This window comes from Spirosoma sordidisoli, from assembly GCF_004138325.1.
Lineage (GTDB): Bacteria > Bacteroidota > Bacteroidia > Cytophagales > Spirosomataceae > Spirosoma > Spirosoma sordidisoli.
Genome location: NZ_SBLB01000001.1, coordinates 1 through 23,958, shown reverse-complemented (window position 1 = coordinate 23,958; position 23,958 = coordinate 1). Strand labels below are relative to the sequence as shown.

Genomic DNA, 23,958 nt, shown 5'->3' with positions numbered 1-23,958 from the left:
AGGAGGGGTTTTATCATGGTGTTTTGGATAAAGGGCAAAAGCACCGATAAAACCCCTGTTACTCACCCTTTGCGTAAACGCTTCTTGGCAAACTCAACAACGATTGGCATGATTGAGAGACCAACGATACCGAAAACAACCAGCTCAAAGTTTTTCTGAACAATGGGGAAGTTGCCGAAGAAAAAGCCCAGCAGCGTAATGCTGAATACCCACAAGACGGCCCCAACGATGCAGAAACGGATATAGGTGCCGTAGTTCATGCTGCCTGCGCCGGCAACGAAAGGCGCAATGGTGCGCACAATCGGGATAAACCGGGCAATGATGACCGTGCGGCCTCCGTATTTTGCATAGAACTTCTCGGTTTCGGAGATGTACTCGCGCTTAAAGAACAGGATTCGTTCGCGGGATTTGATCCGGTTACCCAGGAACTTGCCCACAAAATAGTTGACGTTATCACCCAGGAGAGCCGCGACAATCAGCAGCGGAATGATCACCCACACACTTAATTCATTGGTATCTCGTGCGGCCAGGGCGCCCGCAGCAAAAAGCAGCGAATCACCCGGCAGGAGGGGCATCACGATCAGACCCGTTTCGGTGAATACAATCAGAAATAGGATGGCATACAGCAGTATCCCGTATTCATTAGCCCACAAGTCGAGGTACCGATCCAAGTGAAGCAGGAAATCCAGAAGTGATTTGATGAGTTCCATAAGTGGAGTTTTCGGCCTACAGGTTTAGAAAGGCTATGACCGCGCCAGGCGATCCAATCCTGTAAACAGGGTCTTATTTGTCAAGAAAATGGGAAAAAGTGTCGCCCCGAAGTCCTAGCCGGATCGTTTCGAGCGGAATGACCTCGTGGGGAGCAATGTTGCCCAGGTTAACGTTAGCCCCTAGTAGTTTGACAAACCAGACCTGCTGCTCTTTCTGGGGAGCTTCCCACAGAATGCTCTCGAACGGAATCTGGGTAAGAATTTCTTCGACCAGCCCCTGCCGAACTTCACCGCTCGACCGGAAAAGACCAACGGTACCCCCTTCGCGGGCCTCGCCGATTACTTTCCAGGCGCCAGCCGCCAGTTCAGCCTTCATCAGCTGGATCCATTTGTAGGGCGGAATGATCTTGGCTTCATCTTTGGAACCCACCTCCGACAGTACCGTTACCTGGGTGGCGAGCTGGCGAATGTAGTTGCACTTATCATCCTGCTCCATCTCGATCGATCCGTCCGATACTTCGGCGTACTGCATGTCATACCTGTCGAGCAGTTTCCGGTAATCGTCAAACTGCTTTCGGACCACGAAGGCTTCGAACAGCGTACCGCCAAAGTATACGGGTAAGCCAGCAGAGCGGTATATTGCCAGTTTTTCTTTAAGATGAGGGGTAACGAAAGAAGTAGCCCAGCCTAGTTTGATAATGTCAGCGTAGTCGGCGGAAGTGGACAGAAAGTCTTCTACTTCGCGTAGACTCAACCCCTTGTCCATAACCATGGTCAGCCCACTATTACGTGGTTTGGCGGTACGGTCGGGAAGTTGCGTAAGCGTATAGTTCATTCGGTTCAATTGAATAGGCATCTGTAAAATCGCCCAAAAGTAGCATAACTCGTCTATTACTCCCAAGAAAGTCCATAATTAATCAAGCCAGATAAGCGTTTCGCTTGGTTTAGTGCTATTTTTGCCGGATATGGACAATCCCGTTAACCCACGTCTTGATTTATTTCGCTCCATGATCGGGCGCGACATGCAGGCCAGTATTTCGCCGTTTGGCCGCTGGCTCAACGGAATCATCCGATCCGCCGAAGCGGGACAGCTTACGGCTGATTATACCATCCGGGAAGATATGACCAACCCGGCGGGTGTGCTACACGGCGGGGCGGCTGCCGGCATACTGGATGACCTGATCGGGGCGACCGTGTTTACGCTGGGACGCGAATATGCTTATACGTCGGTCAATCTGAACGTCGATTTTCTGCATGCAGCCCGGCTGGGCGATACGGTAACGGCCACGGCTCAGGTGCTGCGGGCCGGCAAAAACATTATTCACTGCGAAGGCCGGATTGTGGCGGCCGATGGGAAGGTTATTGCCAAATGTGCCACTAATCTTATTCAAACCTCGGTAAAACCAGGTATTTAGCCCGGCATTTGTTTGTGTCTGTGCCGAAAATAAATTACTTTTGCACCCTAATTTCCAATTTACACACAGATCATGTACGCAATCGTAGAGATCGCAGGGCAGCAATTCAAGATCCAGAAGGGTCGTTCCATCTATACCCACCGGTTAGAGGGCGATGTGGACGCTGCGCTTGCCTCCGACCAGGTGAAAATTCTTCTGGTTGACAACGAAGGTAGCATCACCATCGGTGCACCTACTGTCGCTGGAGCGACGGTATCCGCCAAAATCGTCGAGCATTTGAAGGGCGAGAAAGTTATCGTCTTCAAAAAGAAGCGTCGTAAAGGCTACAAAAAGAAAAACGGCCATCGTCAGTACCTGACTAAGGTCATGATTGAAGACATCACTATTTAAGGTACTGCGTTTTCGAGTCCGGCTACCGGAGAATAAATTTCCGGCGGGCTAAACTCTGAAAATAAAAAAACTCCAGAAAAATGGCACACAAGAAAGGTGTAGGTAGTTCCAAAAACGGCCGCGATTCGCACAGCAAACGCTTGGGTGTGAAACTGTTCGGTGGCCAGTCGGCCATTGCCGGCAACATCATCGTTCGTCAGCGCGGTACGAAACATCATCCGGGTAAAAACGTAGGTCTGGGTAAAGACTATACGCTGTTCGCCCTGGTCGATGGTACCGTTAAGTTCCGTCCCGGCCGCGATAGCCGTTCGTACGTTGACATCGTTCCGGCCGGTCCGTCGGTTGTTGAAACAGCACCGGTTGCTGCTGAATAAGTCACGTTTATCGATGAAATTGAACCCGTCTGGCTTTAGTCAGGCGGGTTTTTTTACGGTCAAAAACTAAAAAAACGCCCTGGCTGTTAGCCATGCAGCGCCAGCCATTCCGGTGGCCGGCCAGGTACGCCAAACCAGACTATAAACCAGATAAGATATGAATCCTGCACTGAACCGCCCTGTTTCCATTTTCACAGAAGGAAGCCCGAACCCGAACTCGATGAAGTTCGTGGTCAATTTTGAGCTTGTGCCGGCCGGACTGTCGTTCGATTATGCCACCCCCGCCGAAGCGGTCGTTGATGGCAAGCATTCGCCCCTGGCCGTCGCTTTGTTTGGGTTTGACTTTGTACGGCGGGTGTTCATTTCGGCTAACTTCATCACCGTAACCAAAGATGAAGAGACCGATTGGGACGAGGTGATGTTTGAAGTGAAGCTGTTTCTGAAAGAGTACTTCAGCGAACAGAAACCTGTGTTTGCCCAGCGTACGATGGATACCAACTCGGCCAAGCTTGACATGGACTCCGAAACGGTTCAGAAGATCAAAGCCGTACTGGATCAGTATATCAAGCCGGCGGTCGAGTCGGATGGAGGAGCTATCAATTTTTATTCATTCGACGAACCCAGCGGTACCGTGAAAGTGCAGCTACAGGGCTCATGCAGCGGGTGCCCGTCGTCTACGCTGACCCTCAAAGCAGGTATCGAAAATCTGCTGACCCGTCTGGTGCCGGAAGTGAAACTGGTGGAGGCAGAAGGCGTATAACCAGAGCCAGATGGTCCGCGGATTTATATACCTTGGTATGATACCAGGTATTATTCGTTGGGTTATACTTCGGTTTCCACTTACTCGATAAAACTGACACGAGCCGAACAGCCCTCAGTAATTCGCGTTTACTTTGCATGACAGTTTCCCATTCAACCTGCCACTGCATGAAGTTTTCGCTGATGCTGGGGGCGTTTTTTGTAACGTCCACAGCCAGTTTCGCCCAGAATATGCTGGGTATATCGACCAGCCGCCAGGGTGGTACCAATCGACTGTATATCAACCCGGCTTTAGCGGCCGATGCACAAAACCGGGTATACCTGAACGGTTTCGTGGCCAACCTGCACGTCGACAATAATTACGTTCGCTATCAGGCTCCGTTCTCACTACTTGGGTTGATAACCGGCACTGTACCCGATCAGTACCGGCGACCCGATGGATCGGTGCGCTTCGAGTCTGACTACACCAGCGAGAATCTGGACGGTCGACGCAAAAATGGTACGTTGTGGGGAGAGGTTCGGGGGCCTTCTCTGTTGGTCAAAACCAATGAAGGCAGTGCTTTTGCCGTAACCACCCGTTTTCGGGCCATTGGGCAGGTGACGGGCGCGTCGCAGTCTCTGCTCTCCGCAATCCGGGCGGGATTGGAAGACGGTGCCCTGTATGGCATACCGAGTAGCGATAACCAGTTTAGTGTCAATACCAGTACCTATTCGGAAGTTGGGCTTACCTACGCCGGTACGTTACTCGAAGCCGATGGTCGACGGCTGTTGCTGGGAGCTACGGCCAAGGTGTTGCTGGGATATAACGCACAAAGTCTCATTAACCGGGGGCTCGACTATCGCGTCATTGCCGATCCTGACCAGCCGAACAGCGCCATCCTGGAGGTCAACCGACTCGACGCTACGCTGAGCTACACGACCTTTTTGCAGAACCGCACGCTTACGCCCAGTACACTGCTGAGTCCATCGTCTCCGGGCCGCGGGTTCGGGCTCGATCTGGGATTGACCTATATCAGCCAGTACGATACCGACAGTCCGGCCTGGCAGATTGGGCTGGCCCTGACCGACATCGGTAGCATACGCTACAAAGGCGAACAATACGATTATTCGTCGGTGCAGCAACAGCCCGTGCAATTTAGAAGCAGCGACTTCAATAACACGGCCGGTACGCTGCAGATCGCGCGGATCATTCAGGATAAATTCAACACGGGCCGTAGTCCAGACCAGAATCAGTTTCGTACGGGGCTGCCTACGTCGCTCAACCTCACCTGGGATTATCAGAGCCCGCGGGGCGCCGGGCTGAACATTACGTATTTTCAGGATGTCCGGTCTGCCGGTGCGCAGTCGGTACACCAGCCTTCACTACTAGCCATCACGCCCCGCTATGACACCCGTCTGGTGAGTGTGGCCCTGCCGGTGCTCTATCTCAACCGGGGGCTGATGGCGGGCGCTTCGCTGCGGGTTGGCCCAGCCTGGCTGGGTACTGACAATTTTCTGGGGCTGGTGGGGAACGGATCGAACGGAATCCGGCCCCGTGGGCTTGATGTCTACGGCGGTGTTGCCTTCGGCATTGGCCGGACCGACGAAGACTGAAACCTCTCCTGGTTGACTAGTTTGCTTAGAATTGCGTAAATTTGATCAAATAGCGATGTTTTAACGCCATTTGATGGGTCACGCATGACCGAGCGAGCCACATTTTTTGATACGCCCCTTCTCTACCTCAAAGGCTTAGGACCGCAGCGCACAGAACTCCTCAATAAAGAGTTGAATCTGTTTACCTACGGTGACCTGATCCAGTACTACCCCTTTCGGTATGATGACCGGTCGCGGTATTATACCATCAGCGAACTGATGGACTCGATGCCGTCGGCGCAGGTGCGCGGTCGGCTTCGCGACTGGTACCTGGAGGGGGAGGGCCCCAAAAAACGGTTGGTAGCCAATTTTACCGATGGCACCGGCAGCATGACCCTGGTATGGTTTCAGGGGATCACCTACATCGAAAAGACACTCCGGCGCAATGGCGAGTACATTGCCTACGGGAAACCGCAGTCATTCAGCGGGCAGTTCAGCATTGTACACCCCGAACTCGACAACCTGGCCACGGGCGGTGAACATGAGGCCGGATTTTTTCCGGTATACAACCTTACCGATAAACTGCGGAAGCGGCACATCGACAGTAAGCTGATCGGGAAAATGATGCGGATCCTGCTGGAACAAGCCTGGCCGCATATCCATGAAACCTTACCCGAAGAGCTGATTCAGAAATACCGGCTCATCGGCAAGCGGGAAGCACTCTGGAATATTCATCTGCCTCAGAACCAGGGCTGGCTTAAACAGGCCCAACGGCGGCTCAAGTTTGAGGAGTTATTCTACAATCAACTGCGGCTGATTAAAAATAAGCTGATTCAGAAAGAGGAATTTCCCGGTCAGATTTTCAGGGACACCACGCTGATGAAGCATTTCTACAATGAACTGTTACCGTTCGAACTGACCGGGGCGCAGCAGCGGGTGATTCGGGAAATCTACGCTGATTTTCTGACCGGAAAACAGATGAATCGGCTGTTGCAGGGTGACGTAGGAAGCGGCAAAACTATTGTAGCGTTCATTGCCTGTCTGATGGCGATTGGTAATGGCGCGCAGGCCTGCCTGATGGCACCCACCGAGATTCTGGCCGATCAGCACTACAACGGACTGAAGCCCTTTGCCGATGCCATGGGGCTTAACATTGGCATACTAACGGGTTCGACGAATAAAAAACGACGGGCTGTGCTACACCAGGAGTTGCAGTCGGGCCAGATGCATATTCTGGTCGGGACCCACGCCCTCCTCGAAGACGTTGTTCAGTACAAAAATCTGGGGCTGTGTATTATCGATGAACAGCACCGCTTTGGGGTGGCGCAGCGGGCTAAACTCTGGCGAAAGAACGAAACGGTACCCCCGCATATTCTGGTTATGACGGCCACGCCTATTCCGCGTACGCTGGCCATGACCCTATACGGTAACCTCGACGTGTCGGTGATCGACGAGCTGCCAAAAGGACGTAAACCGATAAAAACCGTTCATAAATTCGACAAGCACCGTGCCGAGGTATTCGGCTTCATGCGTCAGCAGCTGGAGCTGGGCCGGCAGGTGTACGTGGTTTACCCGCTGATCGAAGAATCGGAAAAGCTGGACTACAAAGACCTCATGGACGGCTTCGAAAGTATGCAGCGAGCTTTTCCCCGGCCAACCTATGAGATCGGCATTCTGCACGGCAAGATGCTGCCGTACGAGAAAGACGACGAGATGAAACGATTTCTGAACCGCGAAACCCAAATCATGGTAGCCACTACGGTTATCGAAGTAGGGGTAAACGTGCCGAACGCCAGTGTTATGGTCATCGAAAGTGCCGAGCGGTTTGGCCTTTCGCAGCTGCACCAGTTGCGCGGACGGGTTGGCCGGGGCGCCGATCAGTCGTACTGTATCATGATGACCGGCTACAAGCTCAGTACCGACACCCGAACCCGGTTGGAAACCATGGTGCGGACCAATAACGGTTTCGAAATTGCGGATGTGGACCTGCAACTGCGCGGCCCCGGCGACCTGACCGGTACGCAGCAAAGCGGGGTGATGGATCTGATGATTGCCGATCTGGCCAAAGACGGGGCCATTCTGGCCGTTGCCCGGGAGTCGGCACAGGCTATTCTGCAGGACGATCCGGAACTGGTGTTGCCCCAGCATGCGCCTATTCGAAATCATATCGAGAGCCTCCGCAAGACGGAGAGTAACTGGGGGCGAATTTCCTGATGGTATACTTATCCGCATAAAAAAGCCCAACCAGAATGTCTGGTTGGGCTTTTTGCAGAAAGTGACGTCTACCAGCCTGTGTTCTGCTTCACACCGCTGTTCGTGTTGACTTCGACGAAGGGCAGGGGCAACAGCCGGAATTTGTCGCCCGAGACCGTGCGTCCGGCGTATTTCTGAATCAGCTCGTTGGTTTTGCCAAAGCGACGGGCGTGGTTAAAGGCCCAGCCTTCGCCGGCAAATTCCTTCATCCACTCGTTGAAAATAGCTTCCCGTAGCGCATCTTTCGACAAACCAGCCAGCGGAGCCAGACCGGCCCGCGCCCGAACCGCGTTGATGCCCATGTAAGCATCGCCCGTGGCGCCGGCGTTAACTGCTTCAGAATGGGCCAGGTAGGCATCGGCCAGCCGCAGCAGCACGAAGTTCTTTTCGGTCCTGTTCCAGCCACCCGTGTTATACTCAATGAACTTGTTGAAAATTACGTTGTTAAACGACCGCTCCGGGCTGCCGGGGGCTACGAAGGGCGACCGGGCCGTGGGGCTGTAGCGAACTACCTGCCCATTGGCGTTCTTCGACCGATATTGGGTCATGAACGTGGCCGGAATCCGTTTGTCCGTTGCGTCGAACGACTCGCGGAAGGGGATGGCTCCTACAATCCAGGCATCAGCCCAGCCAGCGGCTGTTACGTTATCGCCCGGGGTTAGTGCGGTCGGATCGCCACCGTCCCAGTCAGACGGGGTGAAGTGCGCGTGCATGTTGTTATACAGCGCACCAGCTGTGGCCAGGAAGCTCTGTTGAATTTCGAACAGGCGTTCTCCCTTGTTCTTATTGGCAACATCGAAATTGTTGGCAAACTCCGTAAACAGCTTCAGGCCGCTCTGGTCGATGACCTCCTTGGCTTTATCGGCCGCGAGCTGGTAGTTCTTGTTTTCCAGATACACCTTTGCCAGCAACGTCTTGGCAGCCCAGCGGGTGGGTTTGCCCGATCCGTCGGCGGTAGCAGTCAGGTCGGCTTCGGCGGCCTTGAGGTCGGCAACCATCAGGTCGAGCGCTTTCTGTTTACCCCCTTCGTTCGACTGGTAAGAGCCAAGTTCGGTTGTGGGCTTATCCAGTACCGGAATGTTCTCGAAGAACACGAACAGCTGGTAGTAGTAGAAAGCCCGCAGGAATTTAGCTTCGGCCAGCACCGCTTTGCGCTCGGCATCGGTCATGCTTGCCCCAGGCGCTCGTTCAATTACCGCGTTGGTGCGGTTGATACCCCGGTAGTTTTGTGCCCAGTACGTACCGATGTAGTCATCGGATGGTGCATAGCCGCCCTGTTTGTAATACTGGGGGCCTTTCTCATAGCCTGTCTGAATGCCGAGTGCGCAGTCAAATACCGAGCGGTTGTAATAGGTGTTGAACCACTCGTTGTTCAGTTCGCGATAGGCTGCATTCAGCGCCGACTGAATATCGCTGGTGTTGCGGTAAAAGCTCGAGGGACTGACAAAGTCGGGCTGTTCGGTCAGGTCTTTGCAACCAAACTCGGTTAGCGCCAGACCACCGGTCAGGGCCGTCATAAGCAAAATTCGGGATGTAATACGATTCATGGTCATGTCTGTTTATGAAATCTGGTTATAAGCCAATTTGCAGACCCAAGGTGAGTGTACGTGGACGCGGGTAGGCATCGTAGTCGTCGCCCCGGTTCAGGCTGCTCTGACCCTGGTTGTTGACTTCGGGGTCGAAGCCGCGATACTTGGTAATCAGGAACACGTTTTGGCCGCTTACGTAAATGCGGGCGTTGCGAATCGATTTGATCTGCGGCAACCGGTAGCCCAGCGAGATATTCTGCAGGCGGATGAACGAGCCATCTTCAATGAAGAAGTCGGACCGGCGGAAGTAGTTGGCAAAGTCGCGGGTGGCGTCAATGACCGGGCGGGTTGCGTTCGGATTTTCGGGCGTCCAGGAGGTTGTCAGGATGTCATAAGCCTGGTTGTAGTTACCCACGCCATCGGCCATCTCGGACTGCTGCAGGTTCCGGACTTTGTTACCCTGAGTGCCGCGCAGGAACAGGTTCAGGTCGAACGCGCCATAGGTCAGGTTCGTGTTGAAACCCCAGATCATTTTCGGGTTCGGGTTGCCCAGGTAAGTCCGGTCGGCCTGCGTGATGGTACCGTCGCCGTTAACGTCCTGGTAGCGCGGATAGCCGGGCTTATCGCCGACGATACTTGGGCTGCTGGCAATCTCCTGGGTGCTCTGGAACAGACCAATGTAGTGGTAGCCATACCACGATCCAATTGCCAGACCGGGTGCAACGTAGCTGCCATCAACACCCAAGTGGCCACTGGGGCTACCGGCGTAGAAAGGAGCGCTGGGTCCTATGTCAAGAATTTTGTTGTCGACAAAAGACACGTTGGCTGTGGCATCCCAGCGCAGCTTCCGGTTATTGATGATGACGCCGTTCAGCGCCAGTTCAAACCCGGTGTTTCTGAGCGAGCCCGCATTCTGGAACGAGGTGCTGAAACCCGTACTGGTTGGCAGGGCTACATCGAGCAGCAGGTCGGTGGTTTTGTTGTAGAAGTAATCGGCCGTTACGTTGAGCCGGTTGCTGAACAGACCCAGGTCGAGACCTACGTTGAACATCGCCGTTGTTTCCCACTTCAGGTTGGGGTTCGCCACCCGTGATTCGGCCAGACCCGGCAGCAGACCCGAGCCACCCAGGTAGTTCGTGGTGCTCAGCGCAGCCAGTGAGCGGTAGGTCGGAATGTTCGAGTTACCCGTAATACCGTAGCTGGCCCGTAGTTTGGCTTCGCTAACGGCTTTGATGTCCTGCATGAACGATTCGTCTTTGATCCGCCAGCCGAGGGCTACCGATGGGAAATTAGCCCACTTGTTGTTCTCACCAAACCGGCTCGAACCGTCCCGGCGCAGCGTCAGCGTGAACAGGTAGCGACCCAGCAGGTTGTAGTTGACCCGGGCCAGGAATGACTTCAGCGCCCAGGTATCGCGGTACGAGTATGGAATCTGGGGCCGGAGACCATCCTGCAGGCGAGCCGTCTGGAAGTCATCGACCGTAAAGCCCTGGGTAGAGGTACCAAAACGCTGGTTGTTGTCGGTCTGGTAGGTATACCCCACCAGTGCGTCGATAGTCTGATTTTCGCCCAGCTGCCGGTTGTAAGACAGAATGTTCTCATTGAGGAAGTTCAGCACATACCGCGACTCTTTGCCCAGCGAACCGCCCGAATTGCGCCCGTCGACGGTTTGCAGGTTATAGAACGTTGTCCGGTTGGTGTTGACCACGTCGAAACCAATGCTGGAGCGGAGCGATAACCCTTTGGCCAGTTCAGCCTGCACGTAGTTGTTCGACAGAATACGGTTCTGAACGTCGGCATCAACCGGTTCCAGCACCTGAGCCAGCGGGTTCGTCAGGAAACGGCCATCGTAAGAAACGAGGTCGTAGCCGCCACTCGCGTTATACACCGGACCCAGGGGCGATTGGCCGAGGGCGGTGATAATGGCCGAGCCGCCCGGGCCGCCCCGGTCAGTGGCTACGGCATTTGATCCCGACCGGGAGAAGGTAGTGCTCGTACCGACGCGCATCTTGTCGTTCAGAAAGCGCGAATCGACGTTCAGGCGCAGGCTATACCGTTCGAAATAGGAGTTTTTCACCACCCCATCGTTCCGGAAATAGCCACCTGCCACGGCAAACTGAGTTTTTTCGTTACCGCCCGACAGCGTCAGGTTATGATTGGCGATGGCACCGGCACGGGTGATCTCGTTCATCCAGTTGGTGCCTTCGCCGTACTGCTCCGGATTGGGGTAGGGGATCGTCTGGTTCCGCGACAGGGCCCGCAGGTTCTGATAACGGGCGTAGTCAGCCGCGTTCAGCACTTTCACCTCCCGGGCAATGCTTTGTACGGATTGCGACCCGTCATAATCGATGCGGGTAGAACCGGCTTTACCACGCTTCGTCGTGATCAGTACGACCCCGTTAGCTCCGCGCGATCCATAAATGGAGGTGGCCGATGCGTCTTTCAGGATCTCGACCGACTCGATATCGGACGGGTTAATCGATGCCAGTGCGTTGGTCGGCTGTCGGTTACCCCCGGCACTTAGCGCACCATTGTCGGGATAGATCGGAAAACCGTCGATGACGTACAGCGGTTCGGAGCCGGCGTTGATGGAGTTTGCCCCCCGGATACGAACCGTTACCCCGCCACCCGGCGCGCCCGATGCCTGGGTAACGTTGATCCCCGTAGCGCGCGCCGACAGGGCCTGGTCGACCGAGGCAATCGGAAACGCTTTGAGTTCTTTGCTACCGACTGAAGCGACAGAACCGGTCAGGTCGCTTTTCTTTACAGTACCGTAGCCGATCACGATCACCTCGCTGAGCGCTTTGGTGTCGTTCTGGAGCGTTACGGTCAGGTTCGACCGGTTGTTGACCGGCACTTCCTGACTCAGGTAACCAATGTACGAGAAAACCAGCGTACCCCGGCCATCGGGAATCGTGAGCGAAAAGCGTCCTTCGGCGTTCGTAGTAGTTCCCTGAGAGGTGCCCTTAAGCAGAATGTTTACACCGGGTAGTGCGTTACCCTGATCATCGTTGACCTGGCCGGATACCGTGACGGCAACCTGCCGGTTAATGCTTGGCGTATCGGCCAACCCTACCGCTGGTAGCATGACAAAGGTGCTACTCAGTAACATGCCGCCAGTCACCCAGCAGCGATGTATAGTGTTCTTCATAAAAGGATTATTTTGGTACTACACACATAAAGGTCAATAAGAAGTTATTATAATGATAGCTATGATATAATATAAAGAAAAATTTTAAATATTCGCTCCAACCGCAACAGAATCAATAGGCTATAAACCCATAAGTAGTAATACTAATAAGCCAGAACAGCTTGTTGAGTAGTTTAATTTTACCCGAAATACCTCCCCAGTGCCAATTATGGGGTTAAACGTAACCCGGTAGAAAGGTAATGCAGTCCCGGCTAGGCCCTGCCTGGCTATGAGACTTTGTCAGCGCCAGATGTCTTCTTTAGTCCTACCTGTGGTTATTCTGGATTATCGTTGCGCTGGCCCCCCGTCTCCCAAGAAGACGGGGAGACTATTGACTCAATTGTGCCAGGGTTTTACTCAAAGCTGACATAGCTTACTGGGCGTAAGACGGACCTTTGACTCGACCAACGCGGATAGTCCGCCAGTCGACACCCACCAACCGGTTTCTGTCCCATGAAAACGTCACTCCACTCCGCCACCCGCTTACTGGTCAGTGTAATGGCCCTCACAACGCTGCTTCAGCTTGCCGGTTGTCAGGAACCCGATGTTAAACCACGGGTAAATCAACCCGCCCAAACCAATGCACCCCGATCGATGCCCAAACTCGCGGCCGTAGAGATGGACAGTGTTGGTAACAATTTGCCCTACATGGAGCCACAGCAATGAATGTCATTTATTCAGCCCCTTCTGATTAGCTGGTCAGAGACGAGTCTGAATGTTTGGCCGGGCCAGATAGCCAGTTAATTATTTTGCCAATGGGGGACTGGCTAAAGACACAAAATCCCCGCCAACGAAACGTCCGGGGGATTACAGCAGGCATTTGTCATAAAACCCCGGTACTGAATTAACTTTGGTCGGTAAAACGTGGGCCGGACTTGTCAGACCCGGCCCGCTCTGTACGCCTGCCTATGCACACGGTTTTTTCGGTTGTCGAGAATGGATTGATTACCAGCGATCGGTACGGCACTGATACCAGCGACGAGATACAGGTATTGCCCGACTCCGCCTTTCAGGCGCTTCGACAACTGGCGTTTAGTGATAACGAAACGGATCTGCTGTTGACCCTGACCGTTAAAAAAGGGCAGGAATACGTCCGTTTTAGAAATTACGTTGGTCTGCTGGGGCTGGCTGATGGTACGCAGCTGGAAATTCTGCCCAAAATTGGGGCGCCTGCCGAGTCGCGGACCACACTGCTGACCATGCTGCGCCACCTGCGCAACAGTCCGTTTCGAACCTTGCCCAACGCCCGAACGGGGCCTTCGCGGTTACCGCTCTGGGAGGTGTTCATTGCCGCTTTCCTAGATGCCTTGGTCCCGCTGATGCGGCAGGGAATACAACAGGCGTATGTGTCGGTCGAGGCCAGCGAACGATTCTGGAAGGGTAAATTTCAGGCCACCCGCCAGCAACGCGACAATGCGCACCACGCCGAACGGCTGGCGGTCTGTTACGATGCGCTGACGATCAATATACCCCCGAACCGGATTCTCAAATCGGCCCTGCTGTTTCTGAATGAGCGCTCTGCCAACGCAACGAACCGGCAGCGTCTCGGGCAGATGCTTCACGCGCTGGCCGACGTACCAGCGTCCGACTCGGTTGCCGCCGACCGCATCGCCAGCCGCCGGACCAACCGGCTGTTTGTGCGGTACGAACCCGCGCTGCGCTGGGCGGTAGCGCTGCTCGGCCACCGGGCCTTTGGCGTTCGGCAGGGCGGAGTTACCGAGCAGTCGCTGCTGTTTCCGATGGAGCGGGTGTTTGAAGATTACGTCGCCTACGGCATTCGAACCTACTGGCCAAACGAAGGTGTCGTATCGGTGCAGGAGTCATCGGCGCATCTGGTCGATGAACACGTCGGTTCTCCTAAATTTAAACTGCGCCCCGATATTCTGATTCGGCAGCATGGGCGGACGCTGCTGCTGGATACAAAATGGAAATCTGTGAACGGTCAGGAGCGGGGGCAGGGTAACTACGGCATCGAGCAAGCGGATCTGTACCAGCTCTTTGCGTACGGGAAAAAGTACGCAGCCGACGATCTGTTTCTAATCTACCCGACCAACGAGACCTTCCGGCAGCCCCTGGCGCAGTTTGGCTACGATGCGTCAACCCGCCTGCATGTGATCCCTTTCGACCCGTCGCAGCCGCTGGCATCAGAAGTAGAAAAACTGGCGAAATACGCTTTATCCTGACAAAACCTGCCGCTCATGCCCCTGCTTCTAACATTTATCGGTATTCTGGCCCTTGTTTTCCTGATTGCCGTTGTTAACCTCGATACGTTCATTTCCTTCGTTCTGGTTTCATTGGGTATAGGGCTGGCGTCGGGGATGAGTATTACGGCCGTGGGCAAATCGATACAGACCGGCATCGGCAGCACCCTGGGCGACCTGGTTCTGATCATTGGTTTCGGGGCTATGCTGGGGCGTCTGGTGGCCGAAAGCGGAGCGGCACGGCGCATTACCAATGTACTGATTGGCTGGTTCGGCATAAAAAACATCCGCTGGGGGCTGGCGCTGGCGGGCTTTATCATCGGCATTCCGTTGTTTTACAATGCCGGCTTTATCATTGTCGTTCCGCTGATCTTTACCATTGCGGCTTCGTCGGGGCTGCCCTTGCTGACGGTGGCCATACCAATGCTGTCGGCGCTGTCAGTGGCGCATGGTTACCTGCCTCCACACCCCTCACCGGCGGCTATTGCGGGTCAGCTAAACGCCAATATTGGCCGTACCCTACTCTACGGAATTATCGTGGCAACGCCCGCTATCGTTATTGCGGGGCCTATTTTCGGCAAAACCCTGGGTCGTTTTCAACCCAAACCCGATCGGGAGCTGTTCAACATTCGGGAAGTCCCCGTTACCAACCTGCCTGGGGCCGGCATCAGCTTTTTTGTGGCCCTGCTGCCGGTCGTGATACTAACGCTTTTCGGGCCGCTCAAAGGGATGCTTACCGAAGGAACGGTGCTGCACGGCATCGTGGCGCTGATGGCCGAGCCCTACGTGGGTATGCTGGTTTCGGTTCTGGTGGCGGTCTACGCGCTGGGGCTCCGGCCCGACGAAACGGGTAAGCGACCCACCATGAAAGCGGTCATGAAAGACCTAGAAGAAGCCATTAAGGCGGCATCGCCCATATTGCTGGTCATTGCCGGAGCGGGGGCGCTGAAGCAGATTTTCAACGACTCCGGTACAAGCCTGTACATCGGTGCCCAGCTGGCTGGGGTCAATATGTCGCCGTTGCTGCTGGGCTGGGGTATGGCGGCCGTAATTCGCGTTTGTGTGGGGTCGGCCACGGTAGCGGGTCTGACAACGGTCGGCATTATTCTGCCCCTGATTCAGTCGCAGCACGTCAATCCTGAGCTGATGGTGTTGGCGATCGGGTCAGGAAGCCTGATGCTGTCACACATCAACGACCCGGGTTTCTGGCTCTTCAAAGAGTATTTTAACCTTAGCATCAACGATACCCTTCGCACCTGGAGTGTCATGGAGTCGCTGGTTTCGATCATCGGCCTGCTCGGCGTTCTGGCGCTTAACCTGGTGGTATAAGCGGTCGTTAGAAAAAAAGTTGTTTCTCCCTACAATATAAATGCCCCCGCTGCGACTACCCCTGTAGAGCAGCCTGGGCCGGATTGAGCAAAACAGCCCGATCCAGTCGGTACCGTAAGCCAGCCGTGTCCGGTTGCTCTGAACAAATCACTAAATCAGACAACGACATGAGAATTTGGCGAGTAGCGGGCGTAGTCCTGTTGGCCGGGATGGCCCTTTTTTTACTATCTCTTCTGATTAAGCTCCTGCTGGTAGCTGCGGCTGCTTTCCTGGTGGTACGGGTAGTAGGCGGCTTACTAGCGAGTCAGTTTACCCATTCGACCGAGCGGGTGGGCTGGCATTCACCCACTATCATATCCATCGATAATCCAGCCTATCGCTCACCCATGAGCCGGGTCACGTATGACCGGGTAATCCCGATTCACTAATCGGACCATTGCCGATAGTACAGTGTAAACACAAGACTAAAACACACAACCATGTATCATAAACACGCATTTCAGTCAGACTACAAAGGCCGTTGCGGAGGCTGGGGCCGCAGTAAATTTAACGAAGCCTGGGGCCGGGGTCGGTTCAGTGGCTTTGGCTGGCGGCCGGGCAGCAGTCAGCCGCCGGTCAACATCGAAGAAACCGACGACGCGTTCGTTATTTCGCTCTACGCGGCCGGTCTGAAAAAAGAGACCGTTGCGCTGACGGTGAAAGAGGATGTATTGCAGATCAGCTATCCTGGTACCGGTGCTGACAATGCCGAATCTGGTTATACCTACCAAGAGTACCGACAGGGCGCTTTCGAACGGTTATTCCGATTAAATGGCAAGGTGCTGACAGAGGCCATTTCGGCATCGTATGCCGATGGTATCCTGAAGGTGACGCTGCCTAAAAATCCGGAAACGAACCAGCCCGCCCAGACGATTACAGTAGGGTAATGCGCTAAGCAGTCCCGCGAAGGGCCAGATCGTAGCTTCGGTCTGGCCCTTCTGCTATTGGGTCAGGTCAGCGATCGGGTTAAACAGTTTAATTGAGCAGCGTCGCTTCCCGTATTTTCGGATGCCTTAGCTGGCAGGAAGGCAAAAACGCGGACGATAGCCAGGTGAATGAAGTCAGGTCTTAGCAGAAGATGATTACAGAAAATGTAGAGGGTGGAAGAGGCTGTTACGGGTAATGAACTGGGGCGATGAGCTTTAGTCAGCATGACAACTTTCTTCCGCCTTTCATTTTTTGGTCTGCTTGTCGGACTTCTGGCCATGACTGCGGCCAAACCCAAACGTGTGGTGTTTTTTGGCGATTCAATTACCCAGGCTGGAATAAAGCCAGGGGGGTACATTGATCGGTTGAAATCGATGGTGCCGGCTGATCAGTATGAGTTGGTTGGCGCCGGCATTGGCGGTAACAAGATCTACGACCTGTTTCTTCGCATGGACGAAGACGTGCTGGCCAAGCAACCCGATGTAGTCGTCATTTGGGTAGGGGTCAACGACGTATGGCACAAAGCGACTTCGGGAACTGGCACCGACCCCGATAAGTTTGTGCGCTTCTACGAGGCCGTAGTGAAAAAGTTTCAGGCCGCCAACGTGCGCGTGGTGCTGTGCACGCCAGCGGCTATCGGCGAAAAAAACGACATGACCAACCAGCAGGACGGCGACCTGAACCAATACAGCCAGTTTATCCGCGATCTGGCCAAACGGCAGAATCTGCCCCTGGTTGATCTGCGGAAAGCATTCCAGGACTACAACCTGAAAAACAACCCCGAAAACAAAGACCGTGGCATCTTAACGGCGGATCGGGTCCACCTCAACGAAGCCGGCAATCAGTTTGTAGCCGATCAGATGAAGACCGTTCTGCTCCAGGTCAAATAGCCAGTGGATCGTTAAAACTTAATAATCCGCAGGATGAGGTCGCGCGTGCCCGGCGGAGCTGCCAGTGAGCCACTCGGCTCGGCCGATCCGCTCTTGAGTACCTGGCCCGTTTCGGCGTCGGCCCACTCGGCATGATAGTCACCTTTGGGCAGGTTCACCTGCAGCAGGAATGAATTGGGCGAAAACGGCTCGGCATAAATCAGCCAGCCGTTTTTGCCATTTTTGAGCGTCTGGGTAACCGCCCCCGGCGACGCTTTGACGAAGGTTGGATCGGGGCTGAGTTGGGTCAGATCGAACCGGTCCAGGTAGCGTTTCATGGCACCGAGTTGCCGGCGCAGGGCCGGGCTGCCGCCACCGGGGGTGGTGCTGCGCCGGTAGGTAGTATCCTGACCAATTTCGCCCCCTACGCTGAACGAATAATCGAGGTGGTTGAACAGCCCCCCGCCCGCCATCAGAAACCGCCAGGCCTGACGCCGGTAGGTCCGGTCAGCCTGTCCCGCAAAGCCCGTTTCGTTAAAGCCAATGACCCGGTTCAGGGCGTAATTGTCCGTAACGGCTTCGGGCAGCGCGTAGTGAAACGTATAAATCGAAACATTGGGGTCGAGGTCGAGAATGGGGTAGCGAAAATTGCTGATATTCTGCGAGATCAGGTGATTCTGTAACAGGTTCTCTTCTTCGCTCACAATCCATGACGCTACCCGCCGTTGCCACTGCAACGACGCCTGACTGCTCACTTCGAGTGTCGCTCGCCAGTCGCGTTTACCATCCGGGCTGGTGTGGTACTCGTTGCGGGTTAGCACCGTGTCTTTTAGGTCGGCCCAGGGTTCGTTCTGGATCTCATAGTAGAGGTTCCTGAAGCTGTTAAGTTCCCGGACCAGTTTCCGAACGTACTGCTCCTGGTATTTCAGCAGGTTCCCGTTCTGCAGGGTGTTGGCCTGAAGGGGGCGGATGGCATCGGTCTGGTTGATGTTGTTGGCCGGATTGAACGGACTGTAGGGCCAGCCGGTACCATAATATGAGGAGAAAAGGGTTACCTCGACAATGATGCCCAGCTGCTGCGCCCGGCTTATAAAGTCCCGAAGCCGCTCAAAATAAGCCTCATCCCACCGGCTCAGGTCAAACTTATTCCCTCCCAGCGCGTACCCTGACTGTTCTGAACGCGCCCAGGGTAAAATCAGTCGGCCCGACCGGGGAGCCAGGGTGTTTTTCTGAATGCCAAAGTCGCCCTGCTTTTCAACATAAGCTCCCGTAAACAGCCGGGTGTTGTTAAGGCCGTCGGCTGCCAGCGTGGCGAGATAAGTCTTATAGTCGAAATCCAGGTTAACGACGGCGCCGTAATGTTCACCCGATCCAACCAGCAGGGTGGGTTTTCCGTCATACTGGAAATAGTGTGAATTTTCGGGGAGAAGCTGGAGCGGCTGGGCCGTTACCCCTACAGCGGAGAACAGTATACAGCAGATTGCCGAAACAAGGCGCATATCGTAGTTTGAGAATTTTGGGACAAACTAAGGACTTTCTCGCAAAACAGCCCCACAACTTACCGTACGAGTCTCGCCGAAACAGGGCCTGCCAGGGGCGGGGCTGACCAGCTAGTCACCAGCCGAGCCCCGCCCATTACTGTTTAGGGTAAGGCATAGGCCACATACTGATTGCCTTTTTTGGCGCCGAGCTTGGCCCCTCCGCAGGCAATGACTACGTACTGTCTGCCGTTGACCTGATAAGTAGCTGGGGTAGCAAAACCGGCTGCCGGTAATGTGGTTTCCCAAAGCAGCTTGCCGGTCTTCTTGTCGAAAGCCCGGAATTTCTCATCTTTCGTGGCGGCAATGAAAAGCAGGCCGCTGGCTGTGACCACCGGACCGCCGTAGTTTTCGGTACCCGTTTGGGTTGCTTTGCCGGCTAAGGCCGGCTCCTGGCCGAGGGGTATCTTCCAGAGGTATTCGCCGGTGTTTAAATTGATGGCGTTCAGCGTACCCCAGGGTGGCGCAATGGCTGGCAGCCCTTTGCTATCCTGAAATTTGATGTACCCCGTCACCTTGTAGGGCAAATACGGCTCTTTGACTTTGGCCGGATAGGGCGACCCGCCGGCTACTTCCTGCTTTTCATCGCCAAACAGGAATGATACCAACGCCTGCCGATCGGCCGCCGACAGGGCTGTAAAGCCGGGCATCATGCCTTTGCCATTGCTGATAATCTGGTTCACATAAGGCCGGTCGCGTCGCTGGCTAATATCGACCAGGGAGGGGTAGCCGCTGCGGGCGTTGCCTTTGCGCTCGGGGCCGTGGCAGCTAATGCAGTTCTGGGTGTAGATCCGTTGCCCGGGACTGAGATGCGCCAGCTCGTCGCTCTTGGGCGCATCGATCATCGTAAAAATCCAGGGTATATCGTTCGCGTTCACGTACAGGATGCCATCCGGATCAGCCGCTGCACCCCCCCATTCGGCTCCCCCGTCGGTGCCCGGAAACATCAGACTACCTCGTTTGCTGATGGGTTCGAATGGCCGGCGCCCCACGTTACGGAACACACGCAGCAACGAATCACGGTCGGCGGAGTAAGGGTTGATGTCGGCTTCGCTCATCTGCTGCCGGGCAAAGGGCGCGGGTTTCTGCGGAACAGGCTGCGTAGGCCAGGTGACTTCACCGGGCAGGTCTGACTTGGGCACGGGAGTCTCCCGAATCGGGAAAAGCGGTTTTCCGGTTACCCGGTCGAAGACGAACACGTGGCCCGACTTGGTGACCTGAGCCACGGCGTCGATCTTTTTGCCATTCTGCGTAACCGTAAGCAGGTTGGGTGGGGCCGGAAAGTCGCGATCCCAAAGGTCATGGTGTACAGCCTGAAAATGCCAGCGTCGCTTACCGGTTCGGGCGTCGAGGGCCAGCAGGCAGTTGGCAAACAGGTTCTGGCCTTTGCGATTGCCGCCGTAGAAATCATACGAGGCTGAGCCGGTAGGGACGTAGAGCAGGCCGCGCGGTCGGTCAATAGCCATTCCCGACCAGTTGTTGGCCCCGCCAACGTCGATATTGCGGTATGCTTCTTTGGGCCAGGTTTCGTACCCGTATTCGCCGGGATTGGGAATGGTGCGAAAGACCCAGGCCAGCCGACCCGTCCGCACGTTGAAGGCCTGAATGTAGCCCGGTGCCGCGTCGGGGCCTTCCGAGACCCGCGTGGGCATGATAATCAGGTCTTCGAACAGGGTGCCGGGGGTGTTCGAAATAATGAACTTGTCACGGGCCTGCTCGCCCAGACCCGCGTGCAGGTCGGCGGTTCCGTTATCGCCGAAACTCGGGATCGGTTTGCCGGTTCGGGCATCCAGCGCATACAGCTTTGGCCCGACGGTGTAGAGGATTCGTTTATCCGGTTCGCCGGTTTTGTCGGAAGATTGCCAGTACACGACCCCCCGGCTGGTGCTGTGCCATACTTTGAGGGGATCGCCAAATTTCCAGAGTTCTTTGCCGGTCGTAGCATCCAGCGCAAAGGCCTGTACGGTAGGTGTTACGCCGTATAGAACGCCGTCGACAATAATAGGGTTGGTTTGAATCTGACCACTGTCGGGTGTCGAGTACGTCCAGGCTACTTTCAACTGGCTGACGTTCTGCGGGCCGATCTGGGTCAGTGCCGAATAGTGGCTACGATCCGGGCCGCCCAGGTATTCGTCCCAGTTGGTGTAATCATTGGGTTTGGTATCGGTAGGGTTCCGGGTGAACTGTGCCCATCCCAGGGCCAGCACGGCGCCGGCTGCAATCGGAAGAAGAAGGCGTTTCATAAAGCGGTTACAGGAATAGTCCGCCAATTTATCGAATATCCGCGAACCACCGCTTTAACTTGTTGGGTGAGTAGCCCAGTCCCCATAAAAAGCCGATAGCCAGATAGATACCATTGGCCTTCCAGAAGCCCCACCGGGCGACTCGACGGTCCGACGACTCAACCAGCCGATTCACCTGGCGCACCCGGCCGTAGGGAACCAGCTTCAGCAACAAATCCGCTTCTTCCATAATGGGCATGCTGGCCGTATAGCCGCCAACGGTCATAAACTGATCCCGTCGGCAGAATATAACCTGATCGCCAAAGAGCAGGCGTGCCCCCCGAAAGAACAGGCGGGGCCTGAAGAGCAGCGGGGCGTAATAGGTCTTGATGTAGTTATGGAAGGACGTCAGCCAGCGGGTTGTATGCGCCCCCCGCATGATGGAAATAAACCCACCGGCTACCGTATCGGCGTCGGCCAATGTTTGCCGAATAACCTGGAGTGCATCATCGGGCAGGGCCGTATCGGCGTGTAGAAAGCACAAAATATCCCCAGTTGCTTTGGCCGCTCCCGCATTCATCTGGCTGGCGCGGCCCGGGAGTTTGGCGTGAACAATGCGCATCGATCGAAAACAGGGACTGGTAGCCTCCGCCAGCTGAATGGTCCGGTCGGTGCTGCCACCGTCAACGATGATAATTTCGAGCGGTTCTGGACATAGTCGTTGTAAGAGCCGCAACGTCCGGGGAAGCGCGTTTTCTTCGTTAAGGGTTGGAATGATGATCGACACTGTACGCATACGGGGAATAAACCAATCCGGCGAACGAGGGTTTTTTTAATGGATAATGAATGATAAAAAATGTATAATAAATAAGTAATTCATCATTCATCATTCATCATTCATCATTCATCATTCATCATTCATCATTCATCATTCATCATTCATCATTCATGTTTCGTTTCCTGCCCAATGTGCTGCTGAAGCAGTTGTATACCCGTAAGAGTTTGCGTAATACGGCCACAGGGTTCACCTTTATTCTGAAAAACAGGCTGTCGGATGCCCAGTTTACGGGACTCGAACGGGCCAGAATAAACGGACGTGATTACCCGGCCAGCGCGTTCCTGCTCGAGACCGATGGAGGAGAAGAAGTGCTGGTAGACGCTATTTCAGCGGCAACGCCACTCGCGTTTCCGCTCCGGCGGTCAGTTCGTGTACGGGCCATCGCGCCCCCGCTCGAACCCGGTCAGCATACGCTCGAGATTACCCTCAACACGCAGCCCTTTGGCAAGATAACCCTAACCGTAGAAGACAGCCTGCAAACCGAAGCGCCCGAGGCCATGCAACGGCCCCAACCCGGTATTCCCCGTCATGTGGTCGATGATTACAACCCGCAGGCGGTTGCGGAGCGGCAGCAATTTCTGCGCGATTTCACCCAAACGAATCCGCAACACGTCATACAGCCCTCGTTTGAGCCGTCTGCCGTGCGGGGAAAGTGCGAAAACTTTGTAGGCGTGGCGCAGGTGCCGATCGGGCTGGCCGGTCCGTTACGGGTTAACGGCGAGCACGCGCAGGGTGACTTTCTGATTCCGCTGGCTACTACCGAAGGAACGCTGGTGGCGAGCTATAACCGGGGTATCAAGCTCATCAACGGTAGTGGGGGCGTGTTGTGTACCATTCAGGATGAGGCCATGCAGCGCGCCCCGGTTTTTCAGTTTGCCGATGCGCGTCAGGCCCGCTCGTTCGTTCGGTGGGTCGAGGCTCGGGAGCGTGATATTGCTGCCGAAGCCGAAACGACCTCGCGGTTTGCCCGGCTCACCTACGTAGACGCCTACCTGAACGGCCGGTTTGCGTTCCTGCGTTTTGGCTATACGACAGGTGATGCGGCTGGGCAGAACATGGTCAGTAAAGCAACGCTGGCTGCCTGCAACTACATTCTACAGACCTACCCGGCGGCTGCGGCCATCGAGCACTTTTTCCTCGAATCGAATATGGCTACTGACAAAAAGCCGTCGCAGCTGAACATGCTGCGCACCCGCGGCAAGCGCGTCACGGCCGAAATTCGCATCCCGCGCGATCTGCTTATTCAGGAACTCCAGGTCGAACCTGAGCAACTGCTGCGGCACGCCCGGCTTGGTGACGTAGGGGCCCGCCTGGCCGGAACGAACAACAACGGCCTGCATTCGGTAAACGGACTGGCTGCCCTGTTCATCGCGACCGGCCAGGATGTTGCCTGCCTGGCCGAATCATCGGCGGCCATAACCTATTCCGAATTAACCCCCGAGGGTGATCTGTACGGGTCTGTCACCCTGCCGTCGCTGATCGTGGGGACCGTTGGTGGTGGTACGGGGCTACCTACGCAGCGGGAGTGTCTGGAGCTGATGGACTGCTATGGCGAAGGGAAAGCCAACAAACTGGCCGAGATCATGGCCGGGGTAGTCGCTGCCGGGGAGATTTCACTGGCTTCGGCTATCTCCTCCCTCGACTGGGTATCGAGTCATGACGCCACGCGGGCCTAAAAACATGAGTCATCCCGAATTTTAGGGAGTTGACAAAAAGGAACCTCCTTTCTTAGCTTTGAGCATCACCACAACGCCAAAGCCAGAAAGGAGGTCTTTTTATGTCAACGACATGCTCACAAAAAAA

20 protein-coding genes are annotated in these 23,958 nt (G+C 55.2%); 13 read left to right on the top strand and 7 right to left on the bottom strand.

What is annotated here, in order from left to right:
* Nucleotides 1–62: 62 nt before the first annotated feature.
* A complete protein-coding gene (locus tag EQG79_RS00100; RefSeq protein WP_077919895.1) occupies nt 63–710 on the bottom strand; it encodes a DedA family protein in 648 nt (215 codons plus the stop codon).
* Nucleotides 711–783: 73 nt separating this feature from the next.
* A complete protein-coding gene (locus EQG79_RS00095; protein WP_077919894.1) occupies nt 784–1,545 on the bottom strand; it encodes a phosphosulfolactate synthase in 762 nt (253 codons plus the stop codon).
* Between the two features lie 130 nt (nt 1,546–1,675).
* On the opposite strand from EQG79_RS00095, the gene EQG79_RS00090 reads away from it, so the two are divergent.
* From EQG79_RS00090 to recG, 6 genes are all read left to right on the top strand, one after another.
* Entirely contained in the window at nt 1,676–2,125 is a 450-nt protein-coding gene (locus tag EQG79_RS00090; RefSeq protein WP_077920095.1) for a PaaI family thioesterase, read from the top strand.
* 72 nt (nt 2,126–2,197) lie between these two features.
* Nucleotides 2,198–2,515 (top strand): 50S ribosomal protein L21, encoded by a 318-nt coding sequence (gene rplU, locus EQG79_RS00085; RefSeq protein WP_077919893.1) that lies wholly within the window; start codon nt 2,198–2,200, stop codon nt 2,513–2,515.
* An 80-nt stretch (nt 2,516–2,595) separates the two neighbouring features.
* The gene (rpmA, locus tag EQG79_RS00080) at nt 2,596–2,889 is read left to right on the top strand and encodes a 50S ribosomal protein L27 (protein ID WP_077919892.1); all 294 of its coding nucleotides are present in this window, start codon (nt 2,596–2,598) and stop codon (nt 2,887–2,889) included.
* A gap of 157 nt (nt 2,890–3,046) precedes the next feature.
* Nucleotides 3,047–3,649: a NifU family protein gene (locus EQG79_RS00075; protein WP_077919891.1), complete on the top strand. Its 603-nt coding sequence runs from the start codon at nt 3,047–3,049 to the stop codon at nt 3,647–3,649.
* Nucleotides 3,650–3,816: 167 nt separating this feature from the next.
* Nucleotides 3,817–5,241, top strand: coding sequence for a DUF5723 family protein (locus tag EQG79_RS00070; RefSeq protein ID WP_077919890.1), 1,425 nt, complete (start codon nt 3,817–3,819; stop codon nt 5,239–5,241).
* Between the two features lie 84 nt (nt 5,242–5,325).
* Complete coding sequence (gene recG / locus EQG79_RS00065; protein WP_129598614.1) at nt 5,326–7,434, top strand: ATP-dependent DNA helicase RecG; 2,109 nt, start codon at nt 5,326–5,328, stop codon at nt 7,432–7,434.
* 68 nt (nt 7,435–7,502) lie between these two features.
* On the opposite strand, the gene EQG79_RS00060 is transcribed toward recG, so the two are convergent.
* Nucleotides 7,503–9,020 carry a RagB/SusD family nutrient uptake outer membrane protein gene (locus tag EQG79_RS00060; RefSeq protein ID WP_161492714.1) on the bottom strand — a complete coding sequence of 506 codons (1,518 nt, stop codon included), beginning with the start codon at nt 9,018–9,020 and terminating at the stop codon, nt 7,503–7,505.
* Nucleotides 9,021–9,045: 25 nt separating this feature from the next.
* Entirely contained in the window at nt 9,046–12,153 is a 3,108-nt protein-coding gene (locus EQG79_RS00055; RefSeq protein WP_077919887.1) for a SusC/RagA family TonB-linked outer membrane protein, read from the bottom strand.
* Between the two features lie 492 nt (nt 12,154–12,645).
* Between EQG79_RS00055 and EQG79_RS00050 the strand changes: the two genes are divergently transcribed.
* The 6 genes from EQG79_RS00050 to EQG79_RS00025 all read left to right on the top strand — a co-directional run bounded on the left by EQG79_RS00050 (nt 12,646) and on the right by EQG79_RS00025 (nt 17,578).
* A complete protein-coding gene (locus EQG79_RS00050; protein WP_129598610.1) occupies nt 12,646–12,858 on the top strand; it encodes a hypothetical protein in 213 nt (70 codons plus the stop codon).
* A 242-nt stretch (nt 12,859–13,100) separates the two neighbouring features.
* Nucleotides 13,101–14,375: an McrC family protein gene (locus EQG79_RS00045; RefSeq protein WP_129598607.1), complete on the top strand. Its 1,275-nt coding sequence runs from the start codon at nt 13,101–13,103 to the stop codon at nt 14,373–14,375.
* Between the two features lie 15 nt (nt 14,376–14,390).
* Nucleotides 14,391–15,722: a gluconate:H+ symporter gene (locus tag EQG79_RS00040; protein ID WP_077919885.1), complete on the top strand. Its 1,332-nt coding sequence runs from the start codon at nt 14,391–14,393 to the stop codon at nt 15,720–15,722.
* 167 nt (nt 15,723–15,889) lie between these two features.
* A complete protein-coding gene (locus EQG79_RS00035; RefSeq protein WP_077919884.1) occupies nt 15,890–16,150 on the top strand; it encodes a hypothetical protein in 261 nt (86 codons plus the stop codon).
* Nucleotides 16,151–16,201: 51 nt separating this feature from the next.
* Nucleotides 16,202–16,648 carry an Hsp20/alpha crystallin family protein gene (locus tag EQG79_RS00030; protein WP_129598604.1) on the top strand — a complete coding sequence of 149 codons (447 nt, stop codon included), beginning with the start codon at nt 16,202–16,204 and terminating at the stop codon, nt 16,646–16,648.
* A 264-nt stretch (nt 16,649–16,912) separates the two neighbouring features.
* A complete protein-coding gene (locus tag EQG79_RS00025) occupies nt 16,913–17,578 on the top strand; it encodes an SGNH/GDSL hydrolase family protein (protein WP_129598601.1) in 666 nt (221 codons plus the stop codon).
* An 11-nt stretch (nt 17,579–17,589) separates the two neighbouring features.
* Here the strand turns inward: EQG79_RS00025 and EQG79_RS00020 are convergent, their stop codons facing one another.
* The 3 genes from EQG79_RS00020 to EQG79_RS00010 all read right to left on the bottom strand — a co-directional run bounded on the left by EQG79_RS00020 (nt 17,590) and on the right by EQG79_RS00010 (nt 22,113).
* Nucleotides 17,590–19,056 (bottom strand): hypothetical protein, encoded by a 1,467-nt coding sequence (locus tag EQG79_RS00020; protein ID WP_129598598.1) that lies wholly within the window; start codon nt 19,054–19,056, stop codon nt 17,590–17,592.
* Nucleotides 19,057–19,199: 143 nt separating this feature from the next.
* The gene (locus EQG79_RS00015; protein WP_129598595.1) at nt 19,200–21,338 is read right to left on the bottom strand and encodes an outer membrane protein assembly factor BamB family protein; all 2,139 of its coding nucleotides are present in this window, start codon (nt 21,336–21,338) and stop codon (nt 19,200–19,202) included.
* Nucleotides 21,339–21,366: 28 nt separating this feature from the next.
* Nucleotides 21,367–22,113, bottom strand: a complete 747-nt coding sequence (locus EQG79_RS00010) for a TIGR04283 family arsenosugar biosynthesis glycosyltransferase (RefSeq protein WP_077919880.1) — start codon at nt 22,111–22,113, stop codon at nt 21,367–21,369.
* A gap of 152 nt (nt 22,114–22,265) precedes the next feature.
* Between EQG79_RS00010 and EQG79_RS00005 the strand changes: the two genes are divergently transcribed.
* Nucleotides 22,266–23,831, top strand: a complete 1,566-nt coding sequence (locus EQG79_RS00005; protein ID WP_129598592.1) for a hydroxymethylglutaryl-CoA reductase — start codon at nt 22,266–22,268, stop codon at nt 23,829–23,831.
* Nucleotides 23,832–23,958: the final 127 nt, after the last annotated feature.